At 62.7% G+C, this 15,399-nt stretch carries 16 protein-coding genes; 11 read left to right on the top strand and 5 right to left on the bottom strand.

All coding sequences use genetic code 11. The annotated features are described in order from the left end of the window. Positions 1 to 2: 2 nt before the first annotated feature. Genes WFR25_RS15185 through WFR25_RS15175 form a run of 3 tightly spaced genes read right to left on the bottom strand, consistent with a single transcriptional unit; the run spans position 3 to position 3,058 of the window. Positions 3 to 1,076 carry a phosphotransferase family protein gene (locus WFR25_RS15185; protein ID WP_336972067.1) on the bottom strand — a complete coding sequence of 358 codons (1,074 nt, stop codon included), beginning with the start codon at positions 1,074 to 1,076 and terminating at the stop codon, positions 3 to 5. Further along, a complete protein-coding gene (locus tag WFR25_RS15180) occupies positions 1,073 to 2,296 on the bottom strand; it encodes an acyl-CoA dehydrogenase family protein (protein WP_336972065.1) in 1,224 nt (407 codons plus the stop codon). Before WFR25_RS15180 ends, WFR25_RS15185 begins: the two co-directional genes overlap by 4 nt. A gap of 18 nt (positions 2,297 to 2,314) precedes the next feature. Next, the gene (locus tag WFR25_RS15175) at positions 2,315 to 3,058 is read right to left on the bottom strand and encodes an SDR family NAD(P)-dependent oxidoreductase (RefSeq protein WP_336972064.1); all 744 of its coding nucleotides are present in this window, start codon (positions 3,056 to 3,058) and stop codon (positions 2,315 to 2,317) included. 131 nt (positions 3,059 to 3,189) lie between these two features. Here WFR25_RS15175 and WFR25_RS15170 point away from each other — a divergent pair, with 131 nt between their 5' ends. From WFR25_RS15170 to WFR25_RS15155, 4 genes are all read left to right on the top strand, one after another. After that, a complete protein-coding gene (locus WFR25_RS15170; RefSeq protein ID WP_336972062.1) occupies positions 3,190 to 3,654 on the top strand; it encodes a MarR family winged helix-turn-helix transcriptional regulator in 465 nt (154 codons plus the stop codon). A 152-nt stretch (positions 3,655 to 3,806) separates the two neighbouring features. After that, positions 3,807 to 4,619 (top strand): enoyl-CoA hydratase/isomerase family protein, encoded by an 813-nt coding sequence (locus WFR25_RS15165; RefSeq protein ID WP_336972061.1) that lies wholly within the window; start codon positions 3,807 to 3,809, stop codon positions 4,617 to 4,619. Positions 4,620 to 4,654: 35 nt separating this feature from the next. Beyond that, positions 4,655 to 5,404, top strand: coding sequence for an SDR family NAD(P)-dependent oxidoreductase (locus WFR25_RS15160; RefSeq protein ID WP_336972060.1), 750 nt, complete (start codon positions 4,655 to 4,657; stop codon positions 5,402 to 5,404). Between the two features lie 32 nt (positions 5,405 to 5,436). Further along, positions 5,437 to 6,867, top strand: coding sequence for an aromatic ring-hydroxylating oxygenase subunit alpha (locus WFR25_RS15155; RefSeq protein WP_336972059.1), 1,431 nt, complete (start codon positions 5,437 to 5,439; stop codon positions 6,865 to 6,867). A gap of 11 nt (positions 6,868 to 6,878) precedes the next feature. On the opposite strand, the gene WFR25_RS15150 is transcribed toward WFR25_RS15155, so the two are convergent. Then, positions 6,879 to 8,177: an MFS transporter gene (locus WFR25_RS15150; protein WP_336972058.1), complete on the bottom strand. Its 1,299-nt coding sequence runs from the start codon at positions 8,175 to 8,177 to the stop codon at positions 6,879 to 6,881. A gap of 5 nt (positions 8,178 to 8,182) precedes the next feature. Then, entirely contained in the window at positions 8,183 to 8,485 is a 303-nt protein-coding gene (locus tag WFR25_RS15145) for a Rieske (2Fe-2S) protein (RefSeq protein WP_336972057.1), read from the bottom strand. A 189-nt stretch (positions 8,486 to 8,674) separates the two neighbouring features. Between WFR25_RS15145 and WFR25_RS15140 the strand changes: the two genes are divergently transcribed. Genes WFR25_RS15140 through WFR25_RS15110 form a run of 7 tightly spaced genes read left to right on the top strand, consistent with a single transcriptional unit; the run spans position 8,675 to position 15,398 of the window. After that, the gene (locus tag WFR25_RS15140; RefSeq protein ID WP_336972055.1) at positions 8,675 to 10,114 is read left to right on the top strand and encodes a 3-oxoacyl-[acyl-carrier-protein] synthase III C-terminal domain-containing protein; all 1,440 of its coding nucleotides are present in this window, start codon (positions 8,675 to 8,677) and stop codon (positions 10,112 to 10,114) included. Positions 10,115 to 10,124: 10 nt separating this feature from the next. Then, the gene (locus tag WFR25_RS15135) at positions 10,125 to 11,321 is read left to right on the top strand and encodes an acetyl-CoA acetyltransferase (protein ID WP_336972054.1); all 1,197 of its coding nucleotides are present in this window, start codon (positions 10,125 to 10,127) and stop codon (positions 11,319 to 11,321) included. Continuing rightward, positions 11,321 to 11,779: a MaoC family dehydratase gene (locus WFR25_RS15130; protein ID WP_336972053.1), complete on the top strand. Its 459-nt coding sequence runs from the start codon at positions 11,321 to 11,323 to the stop codon at positions 11,777 to 11,779. The genes WFR25_RS15135 and WFR25_RS15130 overlap by 1 nt, the downstream gene beginning before the upstream one ends. Continuing rightward, entirely contained in the window at positions 11,776 to 12,669 is an 894-nt protein-coding gene (locus WFR25_RS15125) for an HpcH/HpaI aldolase/citrate lyase family protein (protein ID WP_336972050.1), read from the top strand. Before WFR25_RS15130 ends, WFR25_RS15125 begins: the two co-directional genes overlap by 4 nt. Then, complete coding sequence (locus WFR25_RS15120; RefSeq protein ID WP_336972048.1) at positions 12,662 to 13,846, top strand: acyl-CoA dehydrogenase family protein; 1,185 nt, start codon at positions 12,662 to 12,664, stop codon at positions 13,844 to 13,846. The genes WFR25_RS15125 and WFR25_RS15120 overlap by 8 nt, the downstream gene beginning before the upstream one ends. A 28-nt stretch (positions 13,847 to 13,874) precedes the next feature. Next, entirely contained in the window at positions 13,875 to 14,627 is a 753-nt protein-coding gene (locus tag WFR25_RS15115; protein ID WP_336972047.1) for an SDR family oxidoreductase, read from the top strand. A gap of 12 nt (positions 14,628 to 14,639) precedes the next feature. Next, positions 14,640 to 15,398, top strand: coding sequence for a hypothetical protein (locus tag WFR25_RS15110; RefSeq protein WP_336972044.1), 759 nt, complete (start codon positions 14,640 to 14,642; stop codon positions 15,396 to 15,398). The last annotated feature ends 1 nt before the right edge of the window (position 15,399 follow it).

Genomic DNA, 15,399 nt, shown 5'->3' with positions numbered 1-15,399 from the left:
CCTCATGCGATCAGCGCTTCCAGTGAGGCGCGGGCCATGGCGGCGATGCGGATCACGCGATCCTGACTATGCACCATGACGCGGCTGGAGGCGGTGCCGTCGGCCGCGCGCTTCAATATGCCCTGCACCATGGCGGCGTAGCGAAATTGTGCAAAGGCCAGATACCAGCGCATGTTGGGCACGGCGATACCGCGCCGGGCGCAATAGGCCGCGACATAATCCTCCATTGACGGAATGCCGAGCGTGGGCAGGTCGAGGCCCGCAAGGCTGGTCGCGGCAAGACCGGAATCGGGCAAGTCCCACCAGGCGCGCAGGTGATGGGCAAGGTCGATCAGTGGATCGCCCAGCGTCGCCATCTCCCAGTCGAGCACCGCCATGATCCGTGGCTGATCGGGGTGGATGATGAGATTGTAGAGACCATAATCGCCATGAATGAGGCAGGTCTGTTCGGTGGCGGGCATATGGTTGGGCAGATGCGCGATCAGCCAGTCCATGTCGGGGATCGGGACCAGTGCCGATTGCGCATAGAGTTTCGACCAGCGGGCGAGATTGCGCGCGGCATAGTCGCCAGTGCGGGCAAGCGTGCCCAGCCCGATCGCCTGTGGATCAAGGTCGTGCAGGGTGGCGATGACGCGGTTCATGTCTTCATAGACGATCGCGCGGTCCGTGGCGGGCACGTCACTCATGTCCGCTTCCCAGAAGACACGCCCCGCGACATGCTCGACGATATAGAATTCGGACCCGATGATGCTGGTGTCTTCGCAATAGAAATAAGGCCGGGGAGCCGGGGCGTCGGTGTGCGAGAGCGCTGTCAAGATGCCGAATTCGCGGTCGATCTGATGCGCGGAGGCCACCAGTGTGCCCGGCGGCTTGCGGCGCAGCACATAGGAACCGCCGGGGCCGCTCAGGCGATAGGTGGGATTCGACTGGCCGCCCTTGAACTTGGTCGCGGCTAGGTCGCGTCCCATGCCGGGCAGCAATGGTCCCAGCCAGTCGGCGAGGCGATCAAGGTCTAGTGCCAGATGGGCGGGCGGTGCTTCCTCACCGCTGAACTGTTGTTGGCGGCCGGTCATCATGCCGCCACCCGCGCGGGGCGATATTTGTCCAGCTCGGTGCGGGCGATGGTGCGGTTGTGAACCTCGTCCGGGCCGTCGCCCATCCGCAGCATCTGCATGCGGGTGAAAGCGAAGCCCAGGCCGTGATCGTCGCACAGGCCCGCCGCGCCATGCGCCTGTACCGCCAGTTCGGCGACGGCGCGGCCGAGGCGGGTGGCGGCAACCTTGATCTGCGAGATTTCGCTGCGCGCAGCCTTGTTGCCGACCGTGTCCATCAGATGGGCGGCATGCTGGGTGAGCAGGCGGGCCATGTTGATCTGGGTCCGGGCCTCGGCAATGCGCTCCTGCCAGAGTGATTGCTGGGCGAGCGGCTTGCCGAACGCCACGCGGGACAGCAGGCGGCGGCAGGTCTGCTCCAGCATCCGCTCGCACTGGCCGATGATCCGCATGCAATGGTGGATGCGGCCGGGGCCAAGGCGCCCCTGCGAAATCTCGAACCCGCGCCCTTCGCCAAGGATCAGGTTTTTCGCCGGTACACGGACATTGTCGAAGATCAGCTCGGCATGGCCTTTCGGCTCGTCGAGATAGCCCAGCACCGGGAGCGGGCGGACGCGGGTGATGCCAGGCGTGTCGACGGGCACCAATATCTGCGATTGCTGCAGGTGGCGGGGGGCGTCGGGATCGGTCTTGCCCATCAGGATGTAGATCCGGCAAAGGGGATGATACGCATTGGTGATCCACCATTTGCGCCCGGTAATGACATAGTCGTGGCCATCGCGACGGATGCGGGTTTCGACATTGGTGGCGTCTGAAGACGCGACAGCCGGTTCGGTCATGCAATAGGCCGAACGAATCTCACCCGCGAGCAGCGGCTTTAGCCAGCGCTCCTTCTGCGCATCGCTGCCATAGCGATCGAGCACTTCCATATTGCCGGTGTCGGGCGCAGAGCAGTTGAACACTTCCGACGCATAATGGACCCGGCCCATAATCTCCGCGATCGGCGCATAATCGAGATTGGTGAGGCCTGCCCCATGATCGCTATGGGGCAGGAAGAGGTTCCAAAGGCCTTCCTGCTTCGCCTTTGCCTTCAATTCCTCAAGGACCGGGGGCACATGAAAACGCTCCGGCCCCTCCTGCAATTGCCGTTCGTACAGCGCTTCGTTGGGATAGATATGCGCGTCCATGAAAGCCTGCACATGGGCAGCCACGGCCCTCGATCGCTCGCTTTGATTGGGGATCATGCTATTTTCCTGTTCTGATCAGGGGCGGCCACCATCGACCCGTATCAGCGTGCCCGTGGTGAAGCGGCTGAAATCGCTGGCAAGGTAGAGGATGGTGGATACAATCTCTTCGGGTTCGCCGAAGCGCTTGAGGGCGGCGGGGGTGTGGGCTTCCTTGTCGGCGGGCCAATGCTGCGCGACATCGGTGCGGAAGGAGCCGGGCAACACCGCGTTTACCCGCACATGGGGCGCGAATTCCTGCGCATGGGCGATGGTCATGGCGTTGAGCGCGGCCTTGGCGCCGGCATAGGGGATGATTTCCGGTGTCGGCCGGACCGAACCGGTGCTGCTGATATTGATGATGCAGCCGCCGCCCTCTGCCGCCATCCGCGTGCCGACCAGCGCGCTGAGGTGCATCGGCCCCTTGAAATTGAGCGCAAGCACCGCGTCCATCAGTTTTTCGGAGGTGTCGAGGGAGGAAGCTGCGGCAGGCGACATGCCCGCATTGTTCACCAATATGTCGATGCGGCCGAAATGCGCATAGGCACGCTCGACCACTGCCTCTATCTCGTCCCATCGGCCCATATGGCCTGCGAGCGCCAATGCATGGCGACCACGAGCTTCGACCTCGCGGCCGACGCTTTCGCATGTAGCGAGTGTGCGGCTGACGATGACGAGATCGGCGCCCTGATCGGCAAGGCCCAGCGCGATGGCACGGCCCAGGCCGCGACTGCCGCCCGTAACGAGCGCGACCTTGCCGGACAGATCGAACAGGTCAGGCATTGTTATACTCCGGCATATTGTAATCATGCATATCATCTATTAATACGGCACCTCATTAATTGTCAAATGGGTTGAGCGTCAGGTCCGCATTGTCGCAGGACTGATGCTCAACTGCGCTGGAAAGGTGCTCGATGCCGGACATGCCCTCTTCGCTGCGCAAGCCCTATCCGCTGCGGATCACCCTCAGCTTTCTGGTGCATGATGTGGCGCGGATACGGCGGACTCTGTTGGACAGCGTGCTGCGGCCGCTGGGGCTGACGCGAGCGCAGCGCTGGATGCTGATCCAGTTGTCGCAATTTGGAGAGCAGGGGATCAGTCAGGCGGAACTGGCGGAGAGCATGCATGTCGGGCCGGTGTCGCTGGGCGAGAAGCTGCTGTTGCTGGAGGCGCTTGGCTATGTCGTGCGGACGCGCGGGACTAGCGATCGACGGCAGAAAGTCGTCCAGCTTACCGATGCTGGTTATAGCGCGCTGGGGCAGTCGACTCGGTTGACGCAGGGGTTCAACGAACAGGTGCTGGCCGGGATCGCGCCGCAGGATGTGCAGGTCGCTGAACGGGTGCTCGACGCCATGCGTGCCAACCTGATGTCGATGTGACGGCAAAAACGGCTCATAGGCAAATTTTGGTCACATCCCTATAATATGCTAACATACGATATTGACTTCTGTCCGTTCATCGCTAGCCTGAGCGCATCACGCACAGGATTCCGCAAGGCGCATCGCGCCTATTCGGACGGCTAAGGAGAGGCATGGATATGGCACCGGATATTTCGGTCGATTGGCCGACAGGCGACATTGCGCTGGTGACGGTGGGCGATGGTGGCGCGGCCAATCATGTTGTGACCTGCGCGAGCGTGTCGGCACTGGCCGATATGCTGGATAATGTGATCGAGGGTGGCGCGCGGGTGATCGTGCTGGCTTCTTCGGTCGAGGGACACTGGCTGGAACATGCCTATCTGGACGATATCGTGAACCTGGTCGAAGGGCGCGCGGCGACGGGCGATCCGGCGGGTTGGTTCCGTTGCCTGCAAATCCTTAATCGCGGCAAGGCCGTGACGATCGCGGCGATCAATGGTGACACATCGGGCGGCGGGTGCGAACTGGGCTGGGCCTGCGACCTGCGCGTGGCGGAGGAACAGGCGCGGTTCAGCCAGCCCGAAGTCATTATCGGCGCGGGCACCGGCATTGGCGGCACGTCGCGGCTGATGCGGCTGATCGGGCGGACGGTGACGGCGGAGGTCGTGCTGACCGGCGCGCCCTTGACGGCAAAGCGGCTTTACGAACTGGGCGGCCTCAACCAGGTCGTGCCCAAGGGGAAGGCGGTCGAGGAAGCATTGGCGCTGGCGCGCACGATCGTCGCGCTGCCGCCGCAGTCGGTGGCGGGGATGAAGCAGATGCTGGGCGAGGCGGAAGACCTCAATCAGAGCGAGGGCATCGAGAACGACCAGAAGATCAGCCAGACATTGTTCGCCAATCCCGACAGTCTGGCGAGCATGAAGGCGATCCAGGCCCGTTTCGACGCGGGCGAGAGCATGGACGCGGTCTATTGGGCGAAGGCCTGACGGCCTTTCACGGAATATAATTCAGGAGAGCGGCGATGGATTTGGGACTTGCAGGCAAGAAGGTCATTCTGGGCGGCGCGACGCGCGGCATCAGCCGGGCGACGGCGCAACTGCTGGCGGCGGAGGGCGCGCAGCTTGGCCTTTTCTCGCGCAATGGCGATGCGCTCGACGATCTGAAGGCGGAACTGGGCGGGAGCGTGGTCACGCGCGAATATGTGCTGGAGGAGCGCGAGGGCTATAAGGCGATGCTTACCGGCTTGGCCGATGAACTGGGCGGCTGCGACATCTTCATCCATTCGATCAGCTCTTCGGGCGCGCAAGGCTCGATGGACTGGGACGAAAGCTATCGCATCGACATGCTGGGCGCGGTCGACGGGTGCGAGGCGCTGGAGCCGTATCTGGAAAAGTCGGGCGAGGGATCTGTGATCCTGATGTCCAGCACGGCGGCGATCGAGACATTCCTGATGCCGCAGGCATTCAACGCGATCAAGGCGGCGGTCATCACCTATGGCAAGCAGTTGAGCCAGGCCTGGGCGGGCAAGAATATCCGCATCAACATGGTGTCGCCCGGTCCGATCAGCTATCCCGGCGGCAATTGGGAAGGCGCCAAGGCGCTGATGCCCGACCTGTATAACGGCATCGTCGCGCAGATCCCGATGGGCCGCATGGGTGCGCCCGAAGATGTGGCGAAGGCGGTGGCGTTCCTGGCCAGTCCGGCGGCCTCCTACATCACCGGCACCAATATCATCGTCGACGGTGGCTTCACCAAGCGCGTTCAGTTCTGATGCGTGGCGCCGATTGAACAAGGAATAGAGCGATGGCGAGTAAGGCGCGTTATGCCGAAATCCGGTTCAACGACCGACCGATCAAGGAGCCGCTGATCGACCCCGAAAGCTTCGTGCTGGAGCCGGGGGCGGTCACGGCGGATTATGAGGCCAAGTCGCCCTACCGGCTGGATGAACTCCATCCCGGCATTGCCAATTACCGGACCGCCAGGACCAGCCGCTTCATGGACCCGGCCGTCAAGGCGCTGGAAGAAGAGAGGCTGTGGAGCAAGGCGTGGCTGGTCGCCGGTGTCGCGAGCGATATCGCGCAGCCGGGCGACTGGTTCCGCTTCGACATCGGTCAGCAATCGATCATCATCGTGCGGTCGAAGGAAGAGGAGGTCAACGCCTTCTACAATGTCTGCAAGCATCGCGGGAACGAGTTGGTGCAGGAGGATTTCGGCCATGGCGCGACGTCCTTCACCTGCATCCTGCATAGCTGGCGCTTCAGCCTGAAGGGCAAGAATGTCCGGGTCACCGACCGGGAGACATTTCGCGAGGAAGCGCTATGTCAGAATCTGGACCTGACGCCGGTGCATGTTCGGGTCTGGGGCGGGCTGGTCTTCGTGAACATGGATGCCGACCCGGTGCCGTTTGAGGATTTCTACGCCGATGTGATGCCGATGCTCGCCTCCTACCGGATGGAGGAGATGTTCGTCGTCAAGGATCTGAGCGTCGAGGTACCGGCGAACTGGAAGATCCTCTATTCGGTCTTCAACGAAAATTACCATGCGCATGCCACGCATCCGCAGATCAAACCCTATGTCGACGATTATTTCATCCAGTATGATTTCTATCGCCATGGGCATAACCGCAACCTGTTCCCGGTGGCGGCGGTCAGCCCGCGCTGGCCGGACGGGCGGTTCATCAATATGGGCCTGGCCTATATGATGCAGGAAGCGGGCGTGAAAACGTCAGGGTTCAAGGGCGATGCGCGGCATGTGCGGCGCGCTATTCAGGCGGCAAAGCGGTTGCCGGGCAATGTCTATGGCATGGATTTTTCCGGCTTCACTGACAATCAGTTGACCGACGACTGGAACCCCTCCCTATTCCCCAATGTCACCATGAACATGCACCCCGAGGGTGTGCTGATCCAGCGTTTCCGGCCGCATCCGACCGATCCCGAGCGCGGCTATCATGACGTGATCATACTGTCGGCCAAGCTGGTCGAAGGCCGTCGTCCGCCCGCCTATATGGGGGTGGAGGATGATGTCGACGTGTCCGGTAAGGTCCGCCCGCAACGGCGGCACACGACCCATGAGAATCCGGAAGGCGGCGAAGTGCTGGAACAGGACATCGCCAACACGGTGACGCTCCAGCGCGGCATGCACTCGAAGGGGCTGAACGGCACCATCGTCTTTTCCGAACAGGAACGCCGCATCCAGCACTTCCTCGCCGAACTCGATACCTATCTGGACGCTTAACGCCAGATGCCTCAGCCGCGCCGCATGACGGCGCGGCGATAGGGTTTCCAGGCGAGGTAGAAGAGCAGCCAGGCGGATGGTCCCGCGGACAGGGCGATCACCAGCATCGCGCTGCCCAGGCCTGTGGGGCCGGGATAATAGGTTCGCGCCAGCAGGGCGACGAGATAGGCGCCCAGGCTGAGGCTGATGATATTGTTGCACAACTGAACCAGCGCGACGAGCCGACCGCGAATGGCGGGCGGCGAGGTGAGCGGCACCGTGATCGAGGGCAGGGCGTTGACTGCACTCAACAGACTGAAGCCCAGCGCGATCAGGATGGAGGCTATGATGAGAGCTTTCTGCATCAGGGCCGCGACGAACAGCGCAAGGCCGATCGGAATCAGGAGCAGGGGCGCGAACAGCAGAAGGTCGCGGCGACCAGAGCGGGCGATGCGCTGGGCGAGCGTCGGGATCGCCATGGTTAGCAGCACGCCAAGCGCGAGGGCGGTGGAAAAGATATAGCCCGCCTGCGATGCGCTGACACCCTGGCTGCGGATCAGGTGGGTCGGATACCAGGCTAGCGCGCCATAGAGCATCATGCCCAACAGGGCGTTGCCGATGAAGAAGCAGGCGTAGAAGCGGATCGCTTCGCTGCGTCGATTAAAGATACCGAAGCGGGATATGGGGCCATTGTCGATGGAGGGCGTATCCTCCATCGTGCCGCGCGGCGGTTCGCGCAGGGTGGTAAGGGCGATCAGGGCGATGGCGAAACCCGGAAGCGCAATCAGCGCGAGCGTGAGGCGCCAGGGCGGCAGCACGCCGATGATGGGCAGAAAGCGCAATGCGCCGCTCTGCGCGAGGTCGATGGCGGCGGCACCGACCACATAGGCCAGCATGACGCCGGTCGTGCCAGCGGCGATGAAGACCGAACTGGGCGCGGCGCGCCGGTCGCGGCGGAACAGGTCGCCGATCAGCGAAATGGCGACCGGAGAGAGTACCGACTCGCCGACCGCAAGGCCCATGCGCAGGACGAACAGCATCGCAAAGGAGGTCGCATAGCCCGCCAGCAAGGTGGATATGCTCCACAGCAATATGCCGATGATCAGCAGCCCCTTGCGATTGCCGCGATCCACTGCCCATGCGACGGGCAAGCCGATGACTGAGAAGAGGATGGCGAAGGCGGGGCCGATCAGCAGGCCCATTTGCAGGTCGGTGATGCCCAGGTCTGCCTTGATCGGTTCGACCAGCAGGGTGAGGATCAGGCGATCTATGTAAGAGATGACATAGAGGCTGGCGAGCAGCGCGACGGCGTACCAAGGCTTGTTCTTCATTGATGTCAGCCGTCGATTTCCAGATCGTCGCCGACGACCCGCGTCGGATAGAATTTAAGGCCATTTGGGGTGAGTTGCGACAGCGACCGCCCATCCTCCAGACTGAAGCGCGCGCCATGATGCGGGCACATGATGAAATTGCCGCGCACCCGCGCCCCATCGAGCGACTGTAATTGATGCGGGCACATTTCATCCATGGCGTGGATACCGGCGGCGCTGCGACACAGCAATATCCGGCGATCGTCCACGGTGATGACGCGAGCGCCGCTTTCCGGGATTTCGGACAGAGGAATACGTAACACGGTCATGCCTTTCAATGGGTTTGCCCATGGCTGAATGCCTGCTTGTCGTGCGCGTGACAATAAGTAACTTGCATAACGTACTATAGCGCACTAAATCTGTTGCGAGGACTCCGGCGACAGGAATCCTGATCCGCACACCGCATCGCCGGGTGCGACAATCATGAGAGGCTGACGGCCTTCGAACAGGTGAGGTGCATGACAGACTTCGGCATATCGCGCTTTGGCGCTTATATTCCCCGCCTTCGGCTGGAGCGCGCGGCGATCGCCGCCGCGCATGGCTGGATGGCGCCGGGCCTGAAAGGGCAGGCCAGGGGCAGTCGCGCCTTTACCAGCTGGGACGAAGACGCGATCACCATGGGGGTCGAGGCGGCGCGCGATGCGCTTGGGGGCAGCGATGTTGCGTGGGTGAAGGCGGTACGGCTGGCATCGACCAGCCTGCCCTATGCGGACCTTCAAAATGCCGCGATTGTTGCGCGTGCCATTGGCGCTGCGACAGGGGTTGCCACGTCGGATGCGGCCGGGTCGCAGCGGGCCGGCACATCGGCGCTGTTGCAGGCGCTGAAAGGGCGCGAGACGACCATGGTGATCGGGTCGGACAATCCGATCGGCAAGCCTGCGAGCGTACAGGAAATCAGCTTCGGCGCGGGGGCGGCAGCCTTTGTCGTGTCGGACCGGGACGTTGTGGCGCGGCTGGTTGGATCGGCCACGCTGAGCAATGTCTTCGTCGATCATTTCCGGTCGGCGGATGCAACGAGTGATTATGGCTGGGAAGAGCGCTGGGTCCGCGATGAGGGCTATGCGAAGATCGTGCCTGGCGCGGTCAAGGCGGCGCTGGCCGACGCGCAACTGGCGATTGGCGATATCCAGCATTTCGTCATGCCCTCCTATCTGAAGGGCGCAGCCGATGCAGTGGCGAAGAAATTGAAGTTCGAAGGCAGCGTCGCGAGCGGGCTGGAGGATGGGGTGGGCTATGCCGGTGCGGCGCACGCGCTGTTGATGCTGGCGGCGACGTTGGAAAAGGCGCAGCCGGGCGAGCGTATCCTGCTGGTCGGGTTCGGGCAGGGTGCCGATGTGCTGATCTTTCAGGCGACCGATGCAATTGTGGCGGCCCGACCCGTGCGCGGCGTGGCCGGTTCCATCGCCGATGCGCTGCCGACGGACAGCTATATGCGGATGCTGTCCTTTGCAGGCGGGATCGAGGCGGAATGGGGTATGCGGTCGGAAAAGAGCGGCAAGACCGCGCTGACCGAACAATATCGCTCCGCCGACCAGATGGAAGGCTTCAACGCCGGGCGCTGCGGTAGCTGCGACACGGTGCAGTTCCCGCAACTGCAATATTGCGTCCGCTGCCATGCGCCGAGCGAGCAGTTCAGCAATGTGCCCCTGCGCGATGAGCAGGCGGAAGTGCTGACCTCCACCGCCGACTGGCTGACCTATCATCCCTCGCCGCCGCTCTGGGTCGGCTTCGTGCGGTTCGACAGCGGCGCGCGGATGCTGATGGAGATGGTCGATATCGGCAAGCAGGGCATCGATACCGGCGCGAAGCTGCGCATGGTCTACCGGATCAAGGAAAAGGACCGGCAGCGCGGGTATAACCGCTATTTCTGGAAATCCACGCCGCTTTCGGCGGTTTGAGGAGCGCGACATGGCAACAGGTATCAAGGACAAGGTCGCCATCCTGGGCATGGGCTGTTCCAAGTTCGGCGAGAGATGGGACGCGGGATCACCCGAACTGATGAAGGAGGCGTTTGAGGAAGCGCTGGCCGACGCCGGGATCGAGCGTAAACAGATTGAGGCGGCCTGGTTCGGCTGTTGGGGTGACGGCATCAATGTCGGCAATAGTTCCATTCCCGCCGCCATGGCGCTGCGGCTGGAGGGCATCCCGGTCAGCCGGGTCGAGAATATGTGCGCTACGGGGACCGAAGCGCTGCGCGGGGCTACCTATGCGGTGGCTTCGGGCGCGGTCGACATCGCGCTCGCCATCGGCGCGGAAAAGCTGAAGGATACCGGCTTTGGTGGCTTGCCACCGCCGTTCAAGGGTACGTTCAACGATCTGTGGATGCCGATGGGGTCCGCGCCGGCGGGCTTTGCCCAACTCGCCCCCTATTATCGGTCCAAATATGGCACGTCGAAGGAGGATCTGAAGCGCGCGATCAGCCATGTGTCGTGGAAGAGCCACCAGAATGGCGTCCACAGTCCCAAGGCGCATTTCCAGAAGGCGGTATCGATGGAAACCATCATGAGCGCGCCGATGATCTCCGATCCGTTGGGGCTGTTCGATTGTTCGGGCGTGTCGGACGGGTCGGCCTGCGCCATTGTCACCACGCCGGAAATTGCACGCGCGCTGGGCAAGAAGGATCTGGTCACGATCAAGGCGCTGCAACTGGCGACCAGTTCGGGGCGCGAGACGCAGACCAATGACTGGGACGGCAGCTATGTCGCAACCACCCGCGTCGCGGCAGCGCGTGCGTATCAGGAGGCCGGGATCACCGATCCCAAGACACAAGTGTCGTTGAGCGAGGTGCATGACTGTTTCTCCATCACCGAACTGGTGACGATGGAAGATCTGGGCTTTTCCGATGATGGGCGAGCGGTGTTCGACATTCTCGACGGCCGGTACGACCGGGATGGAGCCATGCCCTGCCAGATCGATGGCGGCCTCAAATGCTTCGGCCATCCGATTGGCGCGTCCGGCCTGCGTATGGCCTATGAAGTCTATAACCAACTACTCGGCCGGGCGGGGGAGCGCCAGCTTTCCAACACGACGATCGGCATGACGCATAATCTGGGTGGCGTTCCCTATCAGGGTATCGCGGCCATCTCTGTTCTGGGACTTGTCTGATGCCTGGTATCTGGTTTGATGAACTCGAAATCGGGATGGTGTTCAACCATCCCATCCGTCGCACCATCACGGAGACGGACAATGTCCTGTTTTCGGCGATGACGCATAATCCGGCGCTGCTGCATCTGGATGAGGAATATATGAAGGGCACGCCCTTCGGCCAGCGCATCGTCAATTCAGCCTTCACGCTGGGATTGATGGTCGGCATCTCGATCGGCGACACCACGCTGGGCACGGCGGTCGCCAATCTGGGCTGGGACGAGGTGCGCTTTCCCAATCCGCTGTTCCATGGCGACACGGTCCATGTCGTGACTGAGGTGATCGAGTTGCGGGAATCCAAATCGCGTCCCGATCAGGGCATCGTCACCTTTCTGCACAAAGCCTATAACCAGAAGGACGAACTGGTCGCGTCGTGCAAGCGGTCCGGCCTGCAACTCAAGAAGCCGGTATCGACATGAGCCTGCCGATCCGATCCTTCCTGTTCATTCCGGGCGACAGCGAGAAGAAGCTGGGCAAGGTGGATGGCGTGGCGGCCGATGCGTTCATCTTCGACCTGGAGGATGCGGTTGCGGTCGCGCGCAAGCCGATCGCGCGGGAGATGGTCCCCGCCTTCATCAAGGAGCGGCCGAAGGGCACGCGCAAGTCGCAGTTCTGGGTGCGGGTCAATCCGCTCGATACGCCGTGGACGCTGGAAGATCTGGCCGCGATCGTGCCCGCCGCGCCCGACGGCATCATGCTGCCCAAGGTGAACGGGCCGGAGGATGTGGCGCAGGTCAGCTATTATCTGAGCGCGCTGGAAGCGGCTTCGGGGATCGGGCGGGGGGCGATCAAAATCCTGCCAGTCGCAACCGAAACCGCCGTCTCACCCTTTCATCTGGGTGATTATGCGACCGCGAAGCTGGAACGGCTTTATGGCCTGACCTGGGGGGCGGAGGATCTGAGTTCCGCGATCGGCGCCAGCGGCAATACTAACGTCAGTGGTGAATGGACCCACACCTATAAGATGGTGCGATCGCTCTGCCTGTTGGGCGCGCATGCCGCAGGTGGAGAGGCGGTCGACACGCTCTATGTCGATTTCCGCGATCCCGATGGCCTGCGCGCATCGTGCAAGGCCGCGCGGGCGGAGGGTTTTTCCGGGCGGGTGGCGATTCATCCGGCGCAGGTCGACATCATCAATGAGAGCTTTTCTCCTTCGCCGGAGGAAGTGGATTTCGCCCGCCGGGTGGTCGACCTGTTCGCCGCCAATCCGGACGCGGGCACTTTGGGACTGGACGGAAAGATGCTGGATATCCCGCACCTGAAACAGGCGCAGCGAACCCTTGCGATGCATGAGGCGCGACATGGCTGAGGCGTTGCGCAACGATGATGGCGGGCGGGGTATCTTTTCCGCCGAACACCAGCAATTCCGCGAGACGCTGGCCCGTTTCGTTGACGAGGAACTGGTGCCCGGCCATCCGCAATGGGAAAAGGACGAATGTGTCCCGCGCGAAATCTGGCGGCGGGCGGGCGAGGTAGGCATTCTTTGTCCCAATGTCCCCGAACAATATGGCGGCTTCGGCGCGGACTGGCTCTACAATGTCGTGGTTATCGAGGAACTTGCGAAGAAGGGGATTACCGGCCCCGGCTTCATGATCCATTCCGAAATGGTCGCGCCCTATATTCTGTCCGCCGGGACAGAGGAGCTGAAGCAGGAAGTCCTGCCGAAAATGGTGACGGGTGAGATTATCGGCGCGCTGGGCCTGACCGAGCCGGGCGCCGGGTCCGACGTCAAGGAGATCCGCACCCGCGCCATGCGCGCCAAGGGGCAGGACGGGGGCGACGACTATGTGCTGAACGGGCAGAAGGTTTATATCTCCAACGGCCAGTTGTGCGACATCATGGTCTGCGCATCCAAGACCGATCCGGCGGCGGGCGCGAAGGGTGTCAGCCTGATCGCGGTTGACGCGCACCAGCCCGGCTTCAAGCGCGGGCGCAATCTGGAGAAGATCGGCCTCAAGGCGCAGGATACGTCCGAAATCTTCCTGGAGGATGTGCGTGCGCCTGCCTATCGCTTGCTGGGCAAAGAAGGTGGCGGCTTCGGCATCATGATGGGCAAGCTGGCGCAGGAACGGCTGACCCAGGCAGTCCGCAGTGTATGCGTGGCCGAGGCGGCGATCCAGTGGACCGTCGACTATACCGCCGAGCGCAAGATGTTCGGCCAGACGTTGGCCGATTTTCAGAATACGCAGTTCGTGCTGGCGGAACTGTCGGCCGAGGTGATGGCCGCACGGGTCTTTACCGACTGGTGCATCCAGCGTTTCCTGGCAGGCGACCTTAGCGGTGTGGATGCGGCCAAGGTCAAGCTGGTTGTCACCAACCTGCATGTGAAGGTGGTGGACCAGTGCCTGCAATTCTTCGGCGGTTATGGCTATATGACCGAATATCCGATCGCACGGGCCTATGTCGATGCGCGGATCGTCCGCATCGCGGGTGGCGCGGCGGAGGTGATGAAGCAGATCATCGGGCGCGACCTGTTCAAGAAATAGGGTGCGGATCATAGGCGGGAGCGGACGCATGGGCAGGCTGGACGGAAAGATCGCGTTGGTGACAGGGGCGTCGCGCGGCATCGGGCGGGCCATCGCTTTGCGCCTCGCCGCCGATGGCGCGCGGATCGGTGTCCATTATGCGACGGCGCGCGGGGCGGCGGAGGAAACCCTAGCTGCGATCCGCGAGGCAGGGGGCGAGGGCTTCGCCCTGTCCGCCGATCTGTCCTCCCTGTCGGGGGTCGAGCAGCTTGCCGATCAATTGCGGACAGCGTTGGACGACCGACCGCTCGACATATTGATCAACAATGCTGGTGTGGGTGCCAGCGGGACCATAGCGGATACGGACGAGGCCAGTTTCGACCGGCTGTTCATGGTCGATGTGAAGGCGCCCTTCTTCGTGACCCAGCGCGTCCTGCCGTTGCTTGCCGATGGCGGGCGGATCGTCAATATATCTTCGGTCGTGTCGATGGCGGCCTATCCTACGACGATCGCCTATGCTGCGGCCAAGGCGGCGCTCAACTCCATGACCGTTTCGCTGGCGGCTGGGCTTGGCCCGCGCGGGATTACCGTCAATGCGGTCGCGCCTGGCGCGACGGCGACGGATTTCCTTGGTCCCATGCTGGATGATCCCGCTGTAGTGGATATGCTGGAAGGGGCCACCGTTTTCGGGCGGTTGGGCAAACCGGAGGATATCGTCGGTCTTGTCGCCTTCCTCGCCGGACCGGAAGCCGCCTGGGTGACGGGGCAGATCATCGCCGCGAGTGGCGGCATGCACCTCTGACGGGAGCAGAATATGGACGACCTGCTGATCGTGCTGTCGAACCCCAATGACGGGCGGCATGATGCGTTCAACGACTGGTATAGCAACATCCATATCCGCGACGTGATGCGCCTGCCCGGATCGTCGGCGGTGCAGCGGTTGCGGCGGGTGGACGCATCGGTCGGGGAAGGGCAGGGTATCGTGGCGGATCAGGTCTTTGAATATCTGGCCGTCTATGAATGCCATGATATTGAGCGGCTGAGCGCCGGACATGGCCCTGTATTCACACCGATGATGCTGATCAGCGACAGCTTCAGTTTCGCCATGCGGGAGGCCTATTATACGCCCCATGTCTCCCGGCAGAGGGCGAGCGCGGCCATCCATGAAGGCGATTATGTGCTGGAACGGATCGCGGTGACTGCCGACCCGGATTTCGTGGCCTGGTATGACGAAGTGCGGATGCCCACACTGATGGCATTGCCGGGCGTGGTGTCAGGCACTTTTGCCTCGGTATCGTCGCACCAGATGCTCCAGCCCCACGCGGATTCCCATCATGTCGCGCTGTACAGAACGCAGGATCGCGCCGGGACGCTGGCAGGATGGGGGAGCGCACCGGTGCTACCGGGCGGGCTGACCGCGCAGGTCGCCTGCTACACACCGTTGATCCCGCGCTGGACGGCGGGGCAAGTTGTGCATCCATCTGCCGAAGGCCGCGCAGCCGAAGCGCGGGCGCGGGTGGCGCTGGGGGATCGCGTGCATCGTGGCTTTCCGTCGGAACTGGGCGCTTCCTGAG

This window comes from Sphingobium aromaticiconvertens, from assembly GCF_037154075.1.
In the GTDB taxonomy this organism is placed as follows: domain Bacteria; phylum Pseudomonadota; class Alphaproteobacteria; order Sphingomonadales; family Sphingomonadaceae; genus Sphingobium; species Sphingobium aromaticiconvertens.
The sequence above is the reverse complement of the archived record's forward strand: the minus strand, read 5'-3'. Positions and strand labels throughout refer to the sequence as shown.